Here is a 19,404-nt window from a genome sequence, read left to right as displayed (position 1 = left end):
TCAACGGATTAGGGAATCTGAGGGATCGATCGGTCAGTTCTCGGAAGTATCGGTGGAGGATTCGCTGGGTTCAGTGGATTCTCTGGGTTCGTGACACTGTGTGGTATCGTTGGCACGCTGTCGGGCACGGAAATCCTTCAACGTGTTGGAGCGACGATAATTAGAGGATCCGCGCAGAACGGCGGCGACCATAACAACCAGGACCGCCAGCACACCGGTGATGAGTGCAACTGCCACCCAAACACCCCACGGTGCCTCGATGGTTTGCGTGGAATTCATCAGCCAGATCATGGTGTCACCCTATCAGTGCGCTGAGCAGAGCTCGGCGCAGACTGAGCCTCAAGCCAGTGCAGATATTCCCGCAAGGCTCTTTCTGGGTCCAACCCCCGTTGGGTGGCTTGGGCAACCAACGCGAACAGTTGCGCCCCCAACTGATGCTCGGTCTCGATGGACTCCGGGGGATTTGGTGTGTTACCCGCGGTCTCCTCAAGCGGGTTGACCTCTTGTCTGCGGGCCCGCGACAGGATCTTGGCAGCGGCCGCCAGACTCGGGTATCCCGAGGGGGTTGAAAAAATCGAGGCGTGAGCGACGCGTTCGGCCTGTGCTCTGGACTCATCGGTGCTGTCAGGAGTGGTATCGGCTTTTTCCTGCTGTTTAATGTGTTCCCAGGCATGCTCGACATCCTCGACCGTGGATTGCCCAAGAACGGAGGGGTCCTGTAGCTGTCCTTCCGGGGTAAACACGTGGGGGTTGCGCCGAATCATTTTCTGGTTAATGGTTGCTGCGACGTCTTCGATGGTGAACCGTTGGGCTGGTTTCGGGTTCGTTTCAGCCAGGGCAGAGTGCAAGGCAACTTGGAAGAGCACATCACCGAGCTCATCGCGTATCTCCGCGATATCCCCGGTTTCGATGGCGTCGACGGCTTCGTGGGCTTCTTCAATCAGATAGTTGGTTAGCTCACGGTGGGTCAGCTGTGCCGTCCAGGGGCACCACCGACGCAATTGTGCGGTAATCCAGCGCAATCGTGCTAATTCACTCGAGGTCACGGGGCCGGCGTGCTGGGTGGTATCAGTCATCGTTCAGGGCAGTAAAGCAGGTCGGGCGGTGCGGATCGTGAGGGTCCAGGTGATCCTCGATCACAGCACACCAGTGGCGATTGATCTTCTCCAATAAGTTATCGCGTTCGGCCTGCGAGATGAACGCTCCGCGAGCGGCGTTGAGCTGGAACTCCAGCAGGTCTTCCAGGGTGTAACCATAGGAGTGGGTCAGTAAGTAGAGTTCATCGGTCACGGTGGTGCCGGAGATCAACCTATTATCCGGATTGACGGTGACGGCAAATCCAAGCTCATGCAACAGTCCGAAGGGGTGGTTGGCCAGTGGGTCTTCTGCCGTCCCGGGCTCGACAGCACCGGTTTGCAGATTGGAGCTGGGGCACAGTTCTAGCACCATCTGGCGTTGCAATACGCCTTCAGCGACTCGACCCAGACTGACCAGCGCGTCACCGGTCTCAGTGTCTTCCATCATGATGTCATCGGAGACCCGGACGCCGTGGCCTAGTCGCAGGGCCCGGCCGGAGATGATGGCATCGGCCACCGAGTCGATTCCGGCTGCTTCGCCAGCGTGGACGGTGATGGGCATGAATTGTTCGGTCAGCCAGGTGAAGGTCTCAGCGAAGCGGTGGGGCGGGAATCCGTCTTCGGGCCCGGCAATGTCAAAGCCGGCCACCCCGGAGTCGCGGTAGCGCACCGCCAGTTCAGCGATCGTTTGAGCCTGGTCAGCTTGACGCATGGCGCACAGTAATTGCTGGACCTGAATGCTCTGACCTTGATCGCTGGCTTGTTGACACCCTTGTTCGAGGCCGGCTTGGACTGCTTCCACGGCGTCTTCCAGGCTGAGTCCTTGGTAGGTGTGTTGTTCCGGAGCCCACCGCACTTCGGCATAGACCACTCCGTCGTCGATGAGGTCTTCGACGAATTCTCGGGCCACCCGTTGTAGCGCATCAGCCGTCTGCATCACCGCAGTGGTGTGCTCAAAGGTTTCTAGATAGCTTTCCAAACTGCCGGCGTTGGCAGCGACCTGGAACCATTCAGCCAATGTTTCGGTGGTATCGGCCGGCAGCTGGTGACCGATGGATTGGGCCAGGTCCAAGATGGTGGCTGGTCTCAATCCGCCGTCGAGGTGATCGTGCAGACTCACCTTGGGCAGAGCGGCGAGATCAAGCGCGAGCGGATTGGTGACAACGGGTGCAGAAGCAGCGTGTTTTGGACTCACTCTTGCGAGTCTATGCCAGAACGGCCCCGCACGTTAGAGCCATGCCCATTTTCGGAGAAGTCTTCGCTAAACCCGGCCGGGCGGATTACCTCGGCCGGCGCCTGAGCCGGCGTCGAGGAAATCCGGGCCACCACCTTGCGAGCAACAAAATCAATCAGCAGGCCCAACAGTCCCGCAAAGATGAGCGCCACCACAATTTGCAGTAAGACGTTGTCTAACCATCCGGTGGTCAATACCCCGATGGCGATGGAGTACCCGGCCCATACCCCGGCTGAGACAAAATCTAAGAGCGAGAATTTCCACCAGGCGTATCCGGTCGCTCCGGCCACAAAATTCACGGCGACCCGTCCACCGGGCACATGCCGGGCCGTGATGATCAGTAGCGCCCCGTTGCGGTGCAGGGACCGTCTGGCTAGCTGGACGATACCGGCTACCCGACGGGAACGCATCCACCGGAATCGGGTCACGCCAATCGCACGGCCCAGCCGGAACGCAACCTGGTCACCCAGAGTGGCTCCGAACCAGCCCACAAAAAACAGCGTCGTCAATCCCACCGTGTTCTCTCGGTCGGCGATCGCGGCCAGCGCAACGATCAACGATTCCGAGGGAACGATCGGGAAGAACCCATCAATGAAGCACAGAATAAACAGCGCCAGCGGGGTCCACCACGCGGTGGCCGCCCGCAGGATGAGATCTTCGAGGAATGCAAACACCCTTCTAGCCTACGGGTCCTCGAGATCAGTTGGATATTCGATCAAGGATCACGCCATCGGGGACGGTGGTATCTGTCGCGTCAGGACCGATCTCGATCATCTGCTCGGTGAGTTCCAAAGCCGATACCATCAGCTTGGTGTCATCGGTGTAGAAAGTCGCCACTGGCTGACCGGCGGTGACCGAGTCGCCTCGGCGCACGTGTAGTCGCACCCCGGCTCCAGCTTGGACAGCATCACAACGCTGGGCGCGACCGGCGCCCAGCCGGCGCGCGATCAGCCCGACAGTCAGCGCGTCCACGCTCGTCACACTCCCGGAACGGTCCGCCACCACCTGGTGCTCGTGGTGTGCTGTCGGTAGCGTGGCGCGCAGGTCGCCGCCTTGAGCACAAACCATCGCGGCGAAAGTATCCATGGCGGCCCCGGAGTCCAGGTGCTCGGCCGGATCCACGCCGGTGATTCCAGCAGCCCTCAGCATTTCAGTGGCCAGCGCGACGGTAAGGTCACGGACATCTTGGGGGCCACCGCCGGAGAGAACCTCGAGGGATTCTTCGACCTCCAGCGCGTTGCCGACGGTGCGACCCAGCGGGGTGGACATATCAGTGACCAGTGCGGTGGTGTTGACCTGCGCATCTGTGCCGAGGCGGACTAGCGTGTGGGCCAGTGTGCGAGCTGAACCCAGGTCTTTCATAAAGGCACCAGAGCCGACTTTGACGTCGAGCACCAGCGAGTCGGTTCCCTCGGCGATCTTCTTGGACATGATCGAGGAGGCGATCAACGGGATCGACTCAACAGTCGCGGTGGCATCCCGGAGCGCATAGATCTTCTGATCGGCCGGGGCAAGAGCCGCGGTGGGCGCACAAATCACTGCCCGGATGTCTTTCAGCTGGCGGGTCATCTCCTCGGGCGTGAGATTGACCCGGTAACCGGGGATAGACTCGAGCTTGTCCAGGGTGCCACCGGTGTGGCCCAATCCGCGACCAGACAGTTGGGGCACTGCCACCCCGTAGCTGGCGACCAACGGAGTCAACACGAGGGTGATTTTATCGCCGACTCCCCCGGTGGAATGTTTATCGGCGGTAGGGTGCCCCAGAGTGGAGAAGTCCATCCGGGTCCCAGAGTTGATCATCGCTTGGGTCCAGGCATGGAGCTCCTGGGCATTCAGGCCTTGGTAGTAGATCGCCATCAGCAACGCCGACATTTGTTCATCCGGCAGGCCCCCGGCGGTATAGCGTTCGATGATCCACGTGATGGCCTCGGTCGTGAGCGCTTCTCCGTCGCGTTTGGTGGCGATCAGCTCTACGGGGTGAAAGTGCCGCGATGTCATCCGGTGTTGCCTTTCCAGTTGCTCACATCGGTGTCTTGGGGTTCGCTCAGGTGGCGAGGTTTTTCGGGCCAAAGGCCTGAGGTAGCAGTTGTCCCAGAGTAGTGAGCCCCTCAGCCGTGGTGAGTTGTAGCCTGGGCCCGGTGTGTTCGATCAGTAGCTGTCGGCACCGACCACAGGGGGTGATGAATTCACCGGACGCATTAACGATCACCACCGCGATGAGCGGGTCAGCTTCGAGCATGATGGCCTGACAGATCAGCGTGCATTCGGCGCACAGAGTCAGCCCGTAGGAGGCGTTTTCAATATTGGCCCCGGTGAGGATCCGACCAGATTGGGTCAGGCCGGCTACCCCGACCGGATAGTGGGAGTACGGCGCGTAGGCTTTCCTCGTGGCTTCCACCGCGTGCCGGTGGAGATCCTGCCACTGGTTTTCAAAAACCGGGACGTCTGTGCGTATGCCTTCACCCACGCTTTTCACTGTACCCCGGCCAAGGCCCGCAACGCAGCGGCGGTGAAGATTTTCACCCCGACGCCCAGGGCTCGTTCATCCGGATTGAAATCCCCTTGATGCAGATCGTAAATCGGCCCGTCTGGGGTTCGGGTGCCCAGCCGGAACATGGCTCCAGAGATTTTTTGGGTCATCCACGCAAAGTCTTCGCCACCCATCGATTGCGGGGTCAACGTAATGGCACGAGACCCAATCTCAAAACGGGTTGCATCTTCGATCAGATCAGTTTCTTTCTCTGTGCTGACCACCGGTGGCACACCGCGGACGTGGTCGATTTCCACCGCGACACCGTAGGGCGCTGCGATCTGCCGAATGACTTGGTCGAGCAAATCTGCTGCTGCGCCCCAGGCATCGGCGTCCAAACAGCGCAAGGTTCCCGACAGCTGACCAATCGAGGGAATCGCGTTCGGGGCAGCCCCTGCGGAGATATGTCCCCAGACCACTTGAACTGCCGAGCGCACGTCCACCAGTCGCGACAGCACCGCTGGCACCTCAGAAGCAATTTTGGACAACGCATAAACCACGTCTTCGGTCTGTTGCGGGCGCGAGGTGTGGCCACCGTGACCGGTGACCGTAATGCGCAACGTGTCGGTAGCCGAAGTAATAGCACCGATGCGGGTACCGATGGTGCCGACGTCAAAGGCCGGGTCACAGTGGGCCGCCAAGATCCGTGGCACCTCATCCAACAGTCCGGCTTTCATAACCTGCAAGGCACCACCGGGTAGTCGTTCTTCAGCAGGCTGAAAGATGATACGTACCCGGCCGTTGAGTTCCAGCCCGGATGTATTCAGCACGCTCTGTCCGGACAGAATCTGTTGCAGGCTCAACGCGGTCCCGGCCATCACGGCGGTATGCATGTCGTGTCCACAGGCGTGGGCGATGCCGTCATGGACCGAGGCGTAGTCCAGTCCGGTGCGTTCTTGCAACGGCAACGCGTCAATATCGGCGCGCAACCCTAACACGATCGGCCCCTGGCCAATATCGACCCACGCACCGGTGGATTCCATTTGTTGTGGTTGCAGTCCGGCGGAGTTGAGTAACTCTAGAATCTTCGCGGTGGTGCGGTGTTCTTCCAGAGACAGCTCGGGGTGCTGGTGAATATCTCGACGAAACGCCCGAATTCTCGGCAATAGTCCGTCAACGACTGGTGAGACCCGTGGGAGATCCGGGTCATCGCGCACTGGTTTCTCGGCGGAACTGCGAAACGGAGATTCCACATTCATTGCCCCGCCATGTGCTGAGTCTTCAGCGATCCGAGCCCGTTGCTCGGCGGTCTCAGTTGCGGGTAATGATGCTGGTAATCCTTCGTGCATGGGTTTTATCTTAAGGAGATTGTCAAGGCGCTAGCAACGCAACCGCCATCTGATGTTACTTAAAGAACATCGTCGTCACCGTGGGCTTTGAGTGCTTCCACTGCTTGCTTCACGGATTGAGCGTCGTCGGTGGTGGTCACCAGCAAAGCATCACCGGTATCAACCACCACGATGTTCTCGACCCCGATCAGTGCGATGACTCGCGACGTGTCGGTAACCACCACACCGGTGGAATCGTCAGAATAGACCCGCGGGGTGGGACCAATAACGGTCACTCCCGAATCATCGCGGGCCGGGTTCAGCCGAGCGATGGCGGCGAAATCGCCGACGTCGTCCCAGATAAAGTCTCCGGGAATCACGGCCACGACGCCGGCGTCGGCGGCTGGTTCTGCCACCGCGTAATCAATGGCAGTTTTCGGCAGGGTCGGCCAAATCCGTTCCAGCACCGTTTCTTGGTGCTGGGTCCCCCACGCCGCGGCGATTTCCATCAGTCCCTCATATAGCTCAGGTTCAGTGCGTTTCAGGTGTTCCAGCATCAGTCCCACCGGAGCGACAAACATTCCGGCGTTCCATAAGTAGTCCCCCGAGGCAACATATTCTTCCGCCAGGTGCTGCTCGGGTTTTTCCACGAAGCGCTGTACGCCGTGGGCAGTCGGAGCATTATCCACGTCCAGCCGTGCGCCTGCCTTAATGTATCCAAAACCTGTCGACGGGTACGTTGGCTTGATACCGATTGTGACAATGTATCCTTCGGCAGCGGTAGCGATGGCTTCCCGAGCTGCCTGACGGAAAACGTGGTCGGGACCAATCACCTGATCTGCAGCAAAAGATCCCATAATGATCTCTGGATCTCGGTGATACAGCACCGCAGCCGCCAGCCCAATAGCAGCGGCGGAATCCTTCGGTTCTGGCTCAAGTAAGAGGTTGGACTCCGAGATATCGGGCAACTGGGTGCGCACGGCGTCGTGGTGCGCCCGACCAGTCACGACCATGGTGCGTTCTTTGGAGATCGGCACCAAACGTTCGTAGGTCGCTCGGATCAAGGTTTGTCCAGACCCTGTCAGGTCGTGGAGGAACTTCGGCGCTGCAGCGCGGGATAGAGGCCACAAGCGGGTGCCGACACCGCCGGCTGGGATGACCGCCCAAAAACGGTCTTCGGGATTCTTGATTGGATCAGCATTCACCCTTCCCACAGTAAGCCACCGGTAGGTTGTCAGATGATTAACGTGGCCTGAAACCGGCACTTCCTCAGGAATTGTTCAGGAAAGGATGCGCAGAGCCCCACGTGTTTGCTTGTGGTCTGGTAGCGGGCAAACACTTCGTTAGATAACACACAGTGTGACTCATTTGGGTACAGACCCCCCGGTGCGATTATCCTTATCTTCGAAGGAAGCATTTTCGCACCGGCGCTGACACGTAGACATTGAGGGTGTCTCCAGCGCCCTTGCATCCTTGGGAGGTTACAAAGTGTCTACTGTGACAACCGCGGACACCTCTGCCGAAACCACTCGAAAATCCGGCAGGGGCACGCTTTATCGCGGTAAAGCAGGAATGTGGTCCTGGGTGGCCCACCGAATCACCGGTGTCGTCATCTTCCTATTCCTTTTGGTCCACGTGCTCGATACCGCACTCGTGCGGGTTTCTCCGGAAGCCTACGATGCAGTGATCGGCACGTATAAGAATCCACTGATGGCCATCGGCGAAGTCGGGCTGGTGGCCTGCATCGTCTTTCACGCCTTCAACGGCATTCGTCTGGTGCTGGTGGACTTCTGGAAAAAGGGCACCAAACACCACCAAACCATGCTGTGGATCGTGTTGATTGCCTGGGTCGTCGTGGTCGGTGGTTTCACCGTTCGCCACCTGATGTTAGCGTTTGCGGGGGTCTAGGATGAGCGTTACTACCGAAGAAACCAATATCGCAGCACCGCGCACCGGTGCCATTGACCCGAAATTCACTCGGAAATCTTCCAGCTCGAATACCAGCAAGGAAATGCTGAAATGGCTGTTTATGCGCATTTCAGGCCCCATCCTGCTGGTGCTGATTTTTGTTCACCTGTTTTCCAACTTGATGATTGGTGACGGTGTGCACGGGATTGACTTTGGTCTCGTTGCCGGCAAGTGGGCAAACCCGTTGTGGCAGATCTGGGACCTCGTCATGCTCTGGTTGGCCATGATCCACGGGACGTTTGGTGTGGCTACAATCATTGAGGACTACACCAGTTCAGACCGCACCCGTTTCTGGTTGAAGATGGCTCTGTACTTGGCTTCGGTCGCCATCATCGTCTTGGGCACCCTGGTGATCTTCACCTTTGAGCCCTGCATGGTCGATGACGCAGGCAACCTGCTCGACCGTTCGCCGAGCTTCTGCTATTCCATGCCGCAATTCGGCTAAAGACCGGATCTTTCCGTAACGCTCGGACCCACCGAATCACTCCGAGCCACTCGATGACCTAACAGAAAGAAGATTCCACCAGATGCAGGTTCAGGTACATAAATACGATGTTGTCATCGTTGGTGCCGGTGGCGCGGGGATGCGTGCAGCTATTGAAGCCGGCCAACGCACCCGCACCGCCGTACTGACCAAGCTTTACCCCACCCGGTCTCACACCGGTGCTGCCCAGGGTGGTATGTGTGCGGCGCTAGCCAACGTTGAAGAAGATAACTGGGAGTGGCACACCTTCGACACCATTAAGGGTGGCGACTACCTCGTGGACCAGGACGCCGCGGAGATCATGGCTAAAGAAGCCATCGATGCGGTGCTCGACCTTGAGAAGATGGGGTTGCCCTTCAACCGCACCCCGGAAGGCAAAATCGACCAGCGACGCTTCGGCGGTCACACTCGCGAACACGGAAAGTCCCCGGTGCGACGGTCTTGCTACGCTGCAGACCGTACCGGTCACATGATTCTGCAGACGCTGTATCAGAACTGTGTGAAGCACAACGTGGAATTCTTCAACGAATACTATGTGCTGGACCTGTTGCTGGTTGATGAAGAAGCCACCCGCGAAGACGGCACGCCTTACACACAGAAGCGCGTGGCTGGCGTTGTTTCCTATGATTTGGCCTCCGGAGAGATCCACATTTTCCAGGCCAAGTCTGTTGTCTTCGCTACCGGTGGTGCCGGCAAGGTTTTCAAGACCACCTCCAACGCCCACACCCTGACGGGTGATGGTATGGCAATCGCCTACCGCCACGGCCTGCCACTGGAAGACATGGAATTCGTGCAGTTCCACCCCACCGGTCTGGCTGGCTTGGGTATTTTGCTCTCTGAAGCCGCGCGCGGTGAGGGCGGTATTCTTCGTAACTCTGAGGGCGAGCGTTTCATGGAGCGCTACGCACCGACCATTAAGGACCTCGCACCACGTGACATTGTGGCTCGTTCCATGGCCAACGAGGTGCGTGAGGGGCGCGGTTGTGGCCCGAATAAGGACTACGTCCTATTGGACCTTACCCACCTCGAGCCGGCCCACATTGACGCCAAGCTTCCTGACATTACCGAGTTCGCCCGCACGTACCTGGGCGTGGAGCCCTATTACGAACCGGTTCCGGTGTTCCCGACCTGTCACTACTTCATGGGCGGTATTCCAACCACCATTGATGCCCAAGTACTGCAGGACAACGACACCGTTGTTCCCGGCCTCTACGCTGCCGGAGAGGTTGCGTGCGTCTCCGTGCACGGCTCGAACCGTCTGGGCACCAACTCTTTGCTCGACATCAACGTCTTCGGTCGTCGCGCTGGCATTGACGCTGCTCGCTATGCCGAAGATGCTGAGTGGGTAGAACTTCCTGAAAACGGCGAATCCTTCGTGGTCGACGAGATCGAGAAATTGCGCTCGGCGACCGGCAACGAGAAGGTCGCTGACCTGCGTGCCCGCCTGCAGGAAGTCATGGACGCCGACGTGCAGGTGTTCCGCACCGAAGAATCGATCCGTCGCGCCCTGGACGAGATCGGCGACCTGCGTCAGCGGTACGAAAACGTTTCGGTCCAGGATAAGGGTCGTCGTTTCAACCTTGACCTGCTCGAAGGGCTGGAGCTGGGCTACTTGCTCGATATCGCTGAGGCAATGACCGTTGCCGCTTTGCACCGTCAAGAGTCCCGCGGTGGTCACTACCGCGAGGACTTCCCCGATCGTGATGACGAAAAGTGGATGAAGCACACCATGCTCTACCGCGACTCCGAATCGGAAACCGAAGGCATTAGAGGTATCCGCTTCGAGACCAAACCCGTCGTCCAAACCCGATACGAACCGATGGAGCGTAAGTACTGATGACTGCAACATATGCTGAACCGGCCGAGCCGGCATCACAGATTGACCTCGGCGATCAGGGTGGCGCCGGAGAACTGGAAACCCTGACCGTCACCGTTCAGGTACGTCGTTACCTCCCCGAGTTCCAGGAAGATGCCTACTGGGATACCTGGCAACTGGAAATGTACCCCACTGACCGTGTGCTGGATGCCCTGCACAAGATCAAGTGGGAACACGACGGTACTCTGTCCTTCCGTCGTTCCTGCGCTCACGGTGTGTGCGGTTCCGATGCGATGCGCATCAACGGACGCAACCGCTTGGCCTGCAAAACCCTGCTGAAGGATCTTGACCACACCAAGCCGATCACCGTCGAGCCGATCAAGGGTCTGCCGTGCGAGAAAGACCTGATCGTGGACATGGAGCCCTTCTTCCAGTCCTACCGCGAAATCATGCCGTTCCTGGTGTCCAACGACAATCAGGAGCCGACTCGGGAGCGGATCCAGTCCGCTGCTGAGCGCGAACGGTTCGATGACACCACCAAGTGCATTCTGTGCGCAGCATGCACCTCCTCGTGCCCAATTTTCTGGACCGATGGCCAGTACTTCGGTCCGGCGGCGATCGTGAACGCTCACCGCTTCATCTTCGACTCCCGTGACGATGCCGGCGACATGCGCCTGGAAATCCTCAACGATAAAGAGGGCGTATGGCGGTGCCGCACCACCTTCAACTGCACCGAGGCATGCCCCCGCGGTATTCAGGTGACCAAGGCTATCGCTGAAGTCAAGCAGGCTATCTTGGCCCGTAGCTTCTAACACTCCAGTAAACTTGGCCCTTGGCCCGGGGTGAGTACGCACGTCGCGCACTCGCCCCGGGCCAAGACTTTTTATCCCGCAACTTACATAGGTGACAACCTAATCGAACCTAGTTCCGACAGCTACATAAATCTACTGGTCGCCCGCATTCACCGCAGGGGAGACAGCGTCGTTTACACCAGACAAGTGCGTACTAAATTCTCTTCCTTCAGGCTCATCTGCCCACACACCTCGCCTGCTTCTGCCATATCTACCGAAAAGTGTCCCTCCAGTAAATTTAGAGTATCTAATAGAAAACTCTTGATGGAATACACGTAAATATCACTCGGAAAATTTGACGGCAATTTACCTCGATTGTTCACCGTGTTGTTACACAATAAATACTCAGTGCAACACCTCCACTTAGCATGGACACGTACGAGGCTTAGTAAGCACTTTTTGATGTGACGCTTCGCCATCCGAGACAAGCTAATGAATAATAGGGACATCAATTGGACAGGAAGGCTTGTAGTCTTAATGAACAACGCAGGGAAGGTTTTTGTGGGCGGCTTGGCCATCACCGTAACGCTGTCACTCGCGGGATGTGGGCCTGCCTCAAATGATGCTGAGCAAGAAGCTGCTTCAGCTCCAGCCCTAGATGCCGAAGAATGTTCCACTGAAGAAGGCAGTCTTAGGGTGTATATGAACCCTTGGGGACCAACCCTGACGGATGAATTCACAGCGGATACAGGCATCGAAACGGATATTGCCGATTTAGGCGGCGGAGAGGTACTCGCGCGTATCTCAGCAGAGGCCAACAATCCTCAATGGGATGTAGTGCTCCTTGACGGCCACGGCAGTTTGGAATCGTTGCGTCAGCAAGGTTATTTCCTCGAAAACCCACCTGTAGGAAATCTGAATAATCTTGAAGAGGAGGCACAAGATTTACTTCCAGAAGATGGAGCGTGGATCCCGATTTCCGAGCACGCCGCTGGGGTGATCGCTTACAATACTGAAGAGTTTGAAGAAAGTGACGCCCCTGAAACTTGGGAAGACTTGACTAAACCTGAATACGCGCCAGTTGGCATCGCTGATCCGGCAGTCGCAGCACCGGCATACCCCATCGTTTCTTGGATTTTTCAAGAGCTCGGAACAGAAGAAGCCGAGGAATATTTCAGTACGATAAATCAGAATGGGCTAAACCTGTACGACAAGAATGGCCCAGTGGCGACCGCATTGGCAACGGGCGGGGTGAAAACCGCCATCCTCCAAGAGCAACACGCATACGAATTTATGGAGTCTGGGGAACCGATCGAAATCGTGTGGTCTGACGAAGGATCACCCGGAGTAGTCCGGGCAGCCGCGATTAGCGCTAACACTCCACGACCGTGCGCGGCTGCCGCACTCATCGATTGGATGCTGGATTCAGACAACATGACCTACTTGATGGAAGAGGGTGAAGACGATGGAATCATCACGCCGTATGTGAAGGGCGTAGACCAATCCAGCCTGCCCGACGCGCGACCCGAAGACCCAAATATCCAAAGCACCGATGCTGAATTCGCCGCTGAAAACGAAGCCGAGATAAAAGACTGGTTCGCCAATATGCAGCTTCAGTAAGAGATAGATCCCTCCTACCACAAAGGTCAGAACGTTCAACTTTGAAAACACTCGATAGTTCGCGGACTGCTGGTTGGATCCTGGTCTCGATTTGCTTTGTCTTGATCGGCCTACCACTCTTATTCGTAATAGCACAAGGCTTTGCCCCGGGATTGGGATTAACAAGGGACTGGCAGATCGAGCCACAACTTCTGCTAGAAATATTTGAACGACCGCTTTGGCAAGCGAGTTTATTCAATTCCTTGACGCTTGCCACAGGTTCCATGGTCATAGGCACCCTAATCGGTATGTCCCTCGCCTACATACGACACACGAAGGAATTCCGATTTGCCAGCTTGATAGATGCATGTGTCTGGATTCTGCTTGTCAGCCCATCCTTTATTATTGCCCAGGGCTGGGTGATGTTTGCTTCTCCAAGCGGAGTTGCCCTAAACACTTTTGGAATCGACGTATCGCAATTAGTTTTTAGCACGGGTGGGATAATTGCGGTCATGGCACTCACCAATTTCCCGTTGTCTTACCTGGCGACTTCAGCTGCGCTAAACTGGAACACCTCATCTCTCTGGGAAGCTGCCGCTTCGCTCGGGGTATCCCCCTGGACCGTTTTCTGGACCCTTCGCCTCCCCTTGTTAGCCCCCGCAGTGATATCCGGAGCGTTGCTTGTCTTCGTAGAGACGCTGGGTGATTTTGGTCTTCCTGCTGCCATATCGTCTCAATACAATTTTCCGACTCTCCCCTATTCGATATACGCGTCCGTGCGCCAAAGTCCAGTAAACTTTGCACTTGGAGGCGTTTTATCCCTCTATTTAGTAATAATCGTTGCCATTGCGATATTCATATACTTAAGAATCTTGAGGAGCTCCTCCTTCAGTTTTCTCTCCGGGAGCTCGGTTCAAAATACAAAGAGACAAAGCAGGATCTCAGGACTATATAGCCTAATTTCGATAGTTGCTTTTATTGTAACGCTTGGGATACCAATCGGTTCATCCCTTCAGGTATCGCTGTCCGAGCGACTGGCAGACGGATTCACAATAAGCAATCTAACGCTTGCCCACTACGAGCAGGCATTAGAAATGGGGTCCAATTTGATGAACGGGATTCGAAATTCAGTAATTATCGCTGTCGTGGTTGCCCTCTTAACTACTCTTCTCGGCCTCATGATGGCGATTTCGATGACCTTCACGAATTTTGCGGGCAACAAGTTGTTAGATCTGGCCGGAACGGTAAGCTTAGCAGTCCCCGGCATCGTGTTGGCCGTGGGGTATATTTTCGTCTGGAATCAGCCAGCTCTAAATACAATTAATTTAGATTTATACGGAACTCCGGTGCTCCTCGTTTTCTCTGGGGTCGCGGCAGCACTACCTATAGCAGTCAGATTGCAGATGGGTGCGCTTGGTCAAGTATCAGAATATTTAGTGACCGCTGCAAGTGTTACAGGTGTGGGTTTCTTTCGGAGAATTAGGTCAATCCTGCTACCTCTGGTAGGTCCTGCTGTGATTTCAGCATTTGCGGCAGTTCTTGCTGCAAGCGTTTTTGACCTCGCAGGCGCAACGATGCTTGCGCCGCCCTCCTTCGACACACTCCCGGTTGAGATTCTCGCCGAGTACGAAAAAGGTGAGTACGGATACGCAACAGCAGGGGCGATGATCAGTATGGTCCTAATGATCATATTGGTCGCCTTTTCCCAAATAGTCGGCAAGAGACTCATGCGTCAGAAATAGAACATGGAAGGGGTCAGCGATGACGTCTAGCAGTGATTACCCTACTGAAGGTCTCCGTCTTGATGGTATAGGCGCTAAATATGGCACCGACGACTGGGCACTGCATAACATTTCCCTGAAAGTCGGAAAAGGCACAACGCTCGCAGTTCTCGGTCCATCAGGATGTGGAAAGTCCACTTTATTGAAAATTGTCGCGGGATCTTTGCGACCGGCGGCGGGAACCATATCAATGGCTGGCGAGACGATATCTTCGCCTGCCCGCCAAGTACCAACCGAACGGCGAGGGCTTGGCATGGTGTTCCAAGACTACGCTTTGTGGCCACACTATAACGTCAGGCAAACTATCGGATATGGACTAAAATACGGTCGAAACAAAACAGACTCTCAACTCCGTACTCGAAGAGTTGCAGAGCTTATGGAAATGCTACAACTCTCAGGATTAGAGAACAGAAAACCAGGGGAGTTATCTGGAGGCCAACAACAACGTGTTTCTATAGCTCGCGCACTTGCAACACGGCCGAGTTTATTATTATTCGACGAACCTTTATCGAATCTCGATGCCTCCTTACGAGACGAAATGCGAGAGGAACTAAAGCAACTCTTCTCAGTAATCGACACGACGGTACTCTACGTTACACACGACATTACGGAAGCACTCAGCCTCGCGGACAAAATCCTTGTACTACACGAAGGCGAAAGGGTCCAACTTGCCAAACCAGAGGAGTTATTTACCGCCCCAGCCAGCGGCTGGGTAGCGAATATAACAGGCTTCACGACCCGTCTAGAACTTGACCGACTAGACATCTCTACATCCCCCATGTCCTCCTCCACCGCACTTCTAAACGATAAGGAAATAGTAGGGCGATGGTGCGGTCCAGGCGAGGACGGTGCTGGACGATCAGACGAACCGGTTGCATACATCCATCCTGATGCAGTCACTCTGTCTGAAAACTCAGATGGAATTGCCGGTACAGTTGTAAGTTGCAATTTTGAGGGTCGCCAATACCGTATTCGCGTACGCCTGCATGACCAACGTGATCTTATCGCTACAAGCACAAGCAACTTTGACGTTGGGCAATCAGTCAGCGCAAACATAGAAGCTAGTGGCGCAGTGTTTTTCGGAAATATGTCATGAACGAAAACCAACCAACAATTAATGCTAGTCTAAGGTCCGAATCGCCAGGCATAGTTATGCTTTTTTACGGCGAAGGATGGGGCAAAAGTACCGCAGCTTTCGGTTACGCCCTTAGGTCGGTAGGACAAGGGCAGGACACCATCGTCATCCAATTTATTAAGGGTGTCCCCTGGAATTTAGCAGAATCCTCTGGAGCAAAAATACTAGGCATTCGATGGCTGACATTTTCAAGAACGTTAACGTGGGGTGCAAAAGATCCTCGATCTCTAGCTCAAACAGCGCTGGTAACAGCCAAAGAAGAGATTGGACGTCCAGGAAAGAAACTTGTAGTGCTAGATGAAATCACAAATGCGGTATCCCACGGTTGGCTCTCGGAAAACGCAGTCACGGAAGCCATTGGTGTGAGGTCTTCCGAAACAAACATCATCATGACAGGACGATACGCAACCACAAAGATCATCGAGGCCGCAGATTCAGTAACGTTATTTGTAAAAGAAAAAGATGGTGGCGTGAAGGGAATATTAGATCTCACATAACCATGCTTTTCAGCCATCTTTAGAGAAGGATTGATCGATTGAATCATACCATTATCGCCGCAGGAGGGTTGGTTGCACGAGATATCAATGGTGAACTCCACTATCTTTTAGTACACCGGCCTAGATATTCCGACTGGTCTTTTCCTAAGGGAAAACAAGATCCTGGTGAAGATATTCTCCAAACTGCCCTAAGAGAAGTACATGAAGAAACGGCATGTGTTTGCATTCCTCGGCACGATTTAGGAACCAAGAAGTATCCAAATAAAGAAGTCCATTACTGGGTGATGTCCGTGGCCGAAGAAGGCACCTTTGTCGCCAACGACGAAATCGACCAAATTCAGTGGGTAACCGCACCTATAGCGTTTAAAACCTTAACTCACGTTCAGGACCGTGAACTACTCCAGCAGTATTTAGAAGAAATTGCTCACACCAAATAATGCACCAACGAGCCCCTGAGTGTTGTATTCCAGGCCACAGGATCTGAACCAACACTGTTAAGCGCTAGTGTTTATTGCACAGTGAGCATCGGCATACAGAATTGATTTCTACCCAAACGCGTCACGTACATATCAGTCGTCCCACTCTGCCACACATGGGCATTCGCATATTTAACGTTTCATCTAACCTCTTATCTTGAACCCTAGGTGGCACTGAATTGTTCCTCAAAGGTTATTCTGTAAGGTAGCCACTCACATGGTTGCGACCGAGGGCATTTTGAAGCAGTCAGCACGAGCAACCTAATTTAAATCAGTTCGATACACTGAACACTTCGTGATTCAAGATACACCCTATTTAGATCCATTACTTTTATTTGACAATTGTAAAATCAACTATAAGTATTACAAAAGAGTACAACTAGCATGCTCTGATCAGCGCGTTCGCCTGGTAGACGGAACCGGATGTGTGATGACGCATACCCCAAAAAGCCCGCAGCAAGCATACGCTGAAGCACCCCCACAGACCTTAATTTCCTATGCGGACTACAACGATCTCACCTCTGTCGGCCTCAACGCCACTAGTATTGCTCTCACGCTTATTAACCCACATCAGCTCTCCTTCCTGAAGTCATGGGTGTACTGGGGCGCCACCTGTGCACTTGTGGGCTTGACCACGGCGCACGCAATCCAAACGGCCAACGACAATCTGGCCAAAGAATTTGCCCAGGACTATTACGACACCGCAGACTTCGACAGTCTGCGTAGGCATCACCCAAAAGCGCCCCGGGCCGTTGTCCCAGCATGGGTGGCCGGAGCGTTGGCATCGACGATTACCTTGGTGGCACGCCGACCGCTCCTGAGCCTGGATCGGAAGGTCAGCTACGGCCTCTTCCGGTTGGGTCTGTCTAAACCCCGCCGAGTCATGGCAGGGATGGCCGCAATGGCCACAGCAACCGAGCTGGTGAGGAGCTTGGCTTCAAAACGGGCACGCGCCCAGGCACGGACGCCACAGGAGGACTAACTAGATCTCTGGGCCAATGGGCACCGATTGAACCTCACGGAGGTCTTTGGCTACAACGTATGCGGGTTTGCCGTCAAAAACATCGGCCCGGATCTCCGAGTTTTCCCAGTTCTCCTCCAGCCTGGCGAAATCTTGAGAATCCAACGCTGCACCAACAAGCCAGGTTACCTGCGATCGATCGGCGTCAACCCATACATGTAATGGCTCGAAACCAAATTCACGGCGAGCTGGGAAGACTTCGTGAATCAAAAATTGGATGAACTCTTCGGCGAGTTCAGGCACCAAGGTGTAACGTCGCATCCATGTCGTGTAGGGGTGCTTGTCTGGCAGGAAGTCGCTCACAGTAGGGCCTTTCACGCGAAAAACTCTGCGACCACTATTCTACTGGCTCACGGCTTCTGCCGGCAGGTGCCAACAAACGTCAAGTTCCAGGTTAAAACGGTGGGCCATCAAGCCAAATATCGCTTCATGGCCCACACGTCAGCTCCAAGAACCCGAGGAGCTGGTATTGATTAGAACTTTGGCAAAGACTGGACACGGTACCAGTCCGCGACGTCTTTGCGGAACACGAGCACGAGGAAGTACACCGCAATCGCCGTACCTAACAGACCTGCAAGCAGGTCGATAATCATCCCGGCCGTGTCGACGTGGCCAAAGCTTGTCAACAGCGTCCCCAGGTAGGACAGACCTCCCAAAATCGCGAAGATAATACCGAGGATTCTGGCCCAGTTCTTATTGGCGCGCATGCCGAAATACACAAGAGCATACAAACCGAGGCTGATGAGCAACACGAAAGCCGCTACTCCGTAGGCCAATGCGGAAACGGCACCCGTTGCACCGTCAATGACCTCTCGCTCTGTTACACCAGTACCGGTGGTGTCAATTTCAACAAAACTGCTAGTCACGATTCCGCGCACGTCCAGGATGACCATCTGCAAAATGGCATGCACCACCATCACCGCGGCCGAGGCCAACACTAATAGTTTGGCGATCTTGGATGCCTGAGGTTCTTCCATCTTTGTCACTGCACCCGGAAAACCACCGGGTGCACTTCCAGAAGCACCAAAACGTTGACCGGCAGGGCCTGCCTGCGGGAAACCTGGCTGTTGCGGTTGCTGATATGGTCCCGGTTGTTGAGGCTGTTGCCACTGTCCTGAGCCAGAAGGTTGGCCCTGACCTGGATTTGGTTGGGGACCCTGCTGATCGGAACCCTGCGGGCCAGGATTATTTTGCCACGACATGATGCGTTCTACCCTCCAAATACATTGTGAAACTCTGGTCTTACCATAGTTTATTCGTTTCGTCGCGCTTGGAAAATACCTTTTCTCGCTGTGTCATTAGCGGATTACCCTTCACCTAAGAGAGGATCCTGGCTTTGACATGCGGCAAAATCATTCAATGATACGTTCCTGAACAGTCCACCATCTCGCCCCGCTCACGCATAGCATGGAGCGCGCCTGTGGTGCTGTGTTTCTTCCTCTGCGATCTCTTCGATCGCGTTGGGAGAAAGACAGTGTTAGTCAAAGGCAGGTCACCGAGAACTTCTCCGCTTGGTGACCCGCCATAGGAGTTCGAGGATTTCGAACAACGTTTTATGTTGAGAACTGTGGCAAAGACGAGGGTGTCAGATTGTTTGTGTACAGAGTCATCGATGAGAGGACATGATGATGACCATGACAGATGATCGTGTTGATCAGCCTGGTGGGGCTGATGTTGTTGCGCAGTTGAAGGCCAGTGGCGCCTTGGACGAGCTTTTCGCTCGGATCG

At 55.2% G+C, this 19,404-nt stretch carries 21 protein-coding genes; 11 read left to right on the top strand and 10 right to left on the bottom strand.

Annotated features, from left to right (window positions below; all coding sequences use genetic code 11):
* Positions 1-33 precede the first annotated feature (33 nt).
* The 8 genes from DYI20_RS11430 to DYI20_RS11395 form a co-directional block, all read right to left on the bottom strand.
* The gene (locus DYI20_RS11430) at positions 34-279 is read right to left on the bottom strand and encodes a hypothetical protein (protein ID WP_147472562.1); all 246 of its coding nucleotides are present in this window, start codon (positions 277-279) and stop codon (positions 34-36) included.
* 8 nt (positions 280-287) lie between these two features.
* Positions 288-1,076 (bottom strand): MazG nucleotide pyrophosphohydrolase domain-containing protein, encoded by a 789-nt coding sequence (locus DYI20_RS11425; RefSeq protein WP_110099639.1) that lies wholly within the window; start codon positions 1,074-1,076, stop codon positions 288-290.
* Entirely contained in the window at positions 1,069-2,271 is a 1,203-nt protein-coding gene (locus DYI20_RS11420; RefSeq protein WP_110110594.1) for an adenosine deaminase, read from the bottom strand. The genes DYI20_RS11425 and DYI20_RS11420 overlap by 8 nt, the downstream gene beginning before the upstream one ends.
* Positions 2,268-2,984: a DedA family protein gene (locus DYI20_RS11415; RefSeq protein WP_110110595.1), complete on the bottom strand. Its 717-nt coding sequence runs from the start codon at positions 2,982-2,984 to the stop codon at positions 2,268-2,270. Before DYI20_RS11415 ends, DYI20_RS11420 begins: the two co-directional genes overlap by 4 nt.
* Before the next feature lie 25 nt (positions 2,985-3,009).
* Positions 3,010-4,308 (bottom strand): thymidine phosphorylase, encoded by a 1,299-nt coding sequence (locus DYI20_RS11410; RefSeq protein WP_122549522.1) that lies wholly within the window; start codon positions 4,306-4,308, stop codon positions 3,010-3,012.
* A gap of 46 nt (positions 4,309-4,354) precedes the next feature.
* Complete coding sequence (locus DYI20_RS11405; RefSeq protein WP_244924688.1) at positions 4,355-4,777, bottom strand: cytidine deaminase; 423 nt, start codon at positions 4,775-4,777, stop codon at positions 4,355-4,357.
* Between the two features lie 5 nt (positions 4,778-4,782).
* Positions 4,783-6,039 (bottom strand): amidohydrolase, encoded by a 1,257-nt coding sequence (locus DYI20_RS11400; RefSeq protein WP_122549530.1) that lies wholly within the window; start codon positions 6,037-6,039, stop codon positions 4,783-4,785.
* 149 nt (positions 6,040-6,188) lie between these two features.
* Entirely contained in the window at positions 6,189-7,313 is a 1,125-nt protein-coding gene (locus DYI20_RS11395; RefSeq protein ID WP_244924687.1) for a mannose-1-phosphate guanylyltransferase, read from the bottom strand.
* 283 nt (positions 7,314-7,596) lie between these two features.
* Between DYI20_RS11395 and sdhC the strand changes: the two genes are divergently transcribed.
* From sdhC to DYI20_RS11345, 10 genes are all read left to right on the top strand, one after another.
* The gene (sdhC, locus tag DYI20_RS11390; protein WP_255410766.1) at positions 7,597-8,016 is read left to right on the top strand and encodes a succinate dehydrogenase, cytochrome b556 subunit; all 420 of its coding nucleotides are present in this window, start codon (positions 7,597-7,599) and stop codon (positions 8,014-8,016) included.
* Position 8,017: 1 nt separating this feature from the next.
* A complete protein-coding gene (locus DYI20_RS11385) occupies positions 8,018-8,521 on the top strand; it encodes a succinate dehydrogenase hydrophobic membrane anchor subunit (RefSeq protein ID WP_110099645.1) in 504 nt (167 codons plus the stop codon).
* 82 nt (positions 8,522-8,603) lie between these two features.
* A complete protein-coding gene (sdhA, locus tag DYI20_RS11380) occupies positions 8,604-10,397 on the top strand; it encodes a succinate dehydrogenase flavoprotein subunit (RefSeq protein WP_110099646.1) in 1,794 nt (597 codons plus the stop codon).
* A complete protein-coding gene (locus DYI20_RS11375) occupies positions 10,397-11,188 on the top strand; it encodes a succinate dehydrogenase iron-sulfur subunit (RefSeq protein WP_110099647.1) in 792 nt (263 codons plus the stop codon). Before sdhA ends, DYI20_RS11375 begins: the two co-directional genes overlap by 1 nt.
* Before the next feature lie 516 nt (positions 11,189-11,704).
* A complete protein-coding gene (locus tag DYI20_RS11370) occupies positions 11,705-12,787 on the top strand; it encodes an ABC transporter substrate-binding protein (protein ID WP_166769883.1) in 1,083 nt (360 codons plus the stop codon).
* 263 nt (positions 12,788-13,050) lie between these two features.
* Complete coding sequence (locus DYI20_RS11365) at positions 13,051-14,508, top strand: ABC transporter permease (RefSeq protein WP_146206434.1); 1,458 nt, start codon at positions 13,051-13,053, stop codon at positions 14,506-14,508.
* A 19-nt stretch (positions 14,509-14,527) separates the two neighbouring features.
* Complete coding sequence (locus DYI20_RS11360; RefSeq protein WP_122549521.1) at positions 14,528-15,643, top strand: ABC transporter ATP-binding protein; 1,116 nt, start codon at positions 14,528-14,530, stop codon at positions 15,641-15,643.
* Positions 15,640-16,179: a cob(I)yrinic acid a,c-diamide adenosyltransferase gene (locus tag DYI20_RS11355; protein WP_110099651.1), complete on the top strand. Its 540-nt coding sequence runs from the start codon at positions 15,640-15,642 to the stop codon at positions 16,177-16,179. Before DYI20_RS11360 ends, DYI20_RS11355 begins: the two co-directional genes overlap by 4 nt.
* Positions 16,180-16,217: 38 nt before the next feature.
* Entirely contained in the window at positions 16,218-16,616 is a 399-nt protein-coding gene (locus tag DYI20_RS11350; protein WP_158524647.1) for an NUDIX hydrolase, read from the top strand.
* Between the two features lie 469 nt (positions 16,617-17,085).
* A complete protein-coding gene (locus tag DYI20_RS11345; RefSeq protein ID WP_110099653.1) occupies positions 17,086-17,637 on the top strand; it encodes a hypothetical protein in 552 nt (183 codons plus the stop codon).
* Here DYI20_RS11345 and DYI20_RS11340 read toward each other — a convergent pair whose 3' ends face one another.
* Both DYI20_RS11340 and DYI20_RS11335 read right to left on the bottom strand, forming a co-directional pair.
* Entirely contained in the window at positions 17,638-17,994 is a 357-nt protein-coding gene (locus tag DYI20_RS11340) for a hypothetical protein (RefSeq protein WP_146206315.1), read from the bottom strand.
* Positions 17,995-18,149: 155 nt separating this feature from the next.
* Positions 18,150-18,653 carry a hypothetical protein gene (locus tag DYI20_RS11335; RefSeq protein WP_122549519.1) on the bottom strand — a complete coding sequence of 168 codons (504 nt, stop codon included), beginning with the start codon at positions 18,651-18,653 and terminating at the stop codon, positions 18,150-18,152.
* A 2-nt stretch (positions 18,654-18,655) separates the two neighbouring features.
* Here DYI20_RS11335 and DYI20_RS11330 point away from each other — a divergent pair, with 2 nt between their 5' ends.
* The gene (locus tag DYI20_RS11330; RefSeq protein WP_110111064.1) at positions 18,656-18,880 is read left to right on the top strand and encodes a hypothetical protein; all 225 of its coding nucleotides are present in this window, start codon (positions 18,656-18,658) and stop codon (positions 18,878-18,880) included.
* The last annotated feature ends 524 nt before the right edge of the window (positions 18,881-19,404 follow it).

It is taken from the genome of Auritidibacter ignavus, from assembly GCF_003703835.1.
Lineage (GTDB): Bacteria > Actinomycetota > Actinomycetes > Actinomycetales > Micrococcaceae > Auritidibacter > Auritidibacter ignavus.
This window is presented reverse-complemented; position numbering and strand designations above follow the sequence as displayed.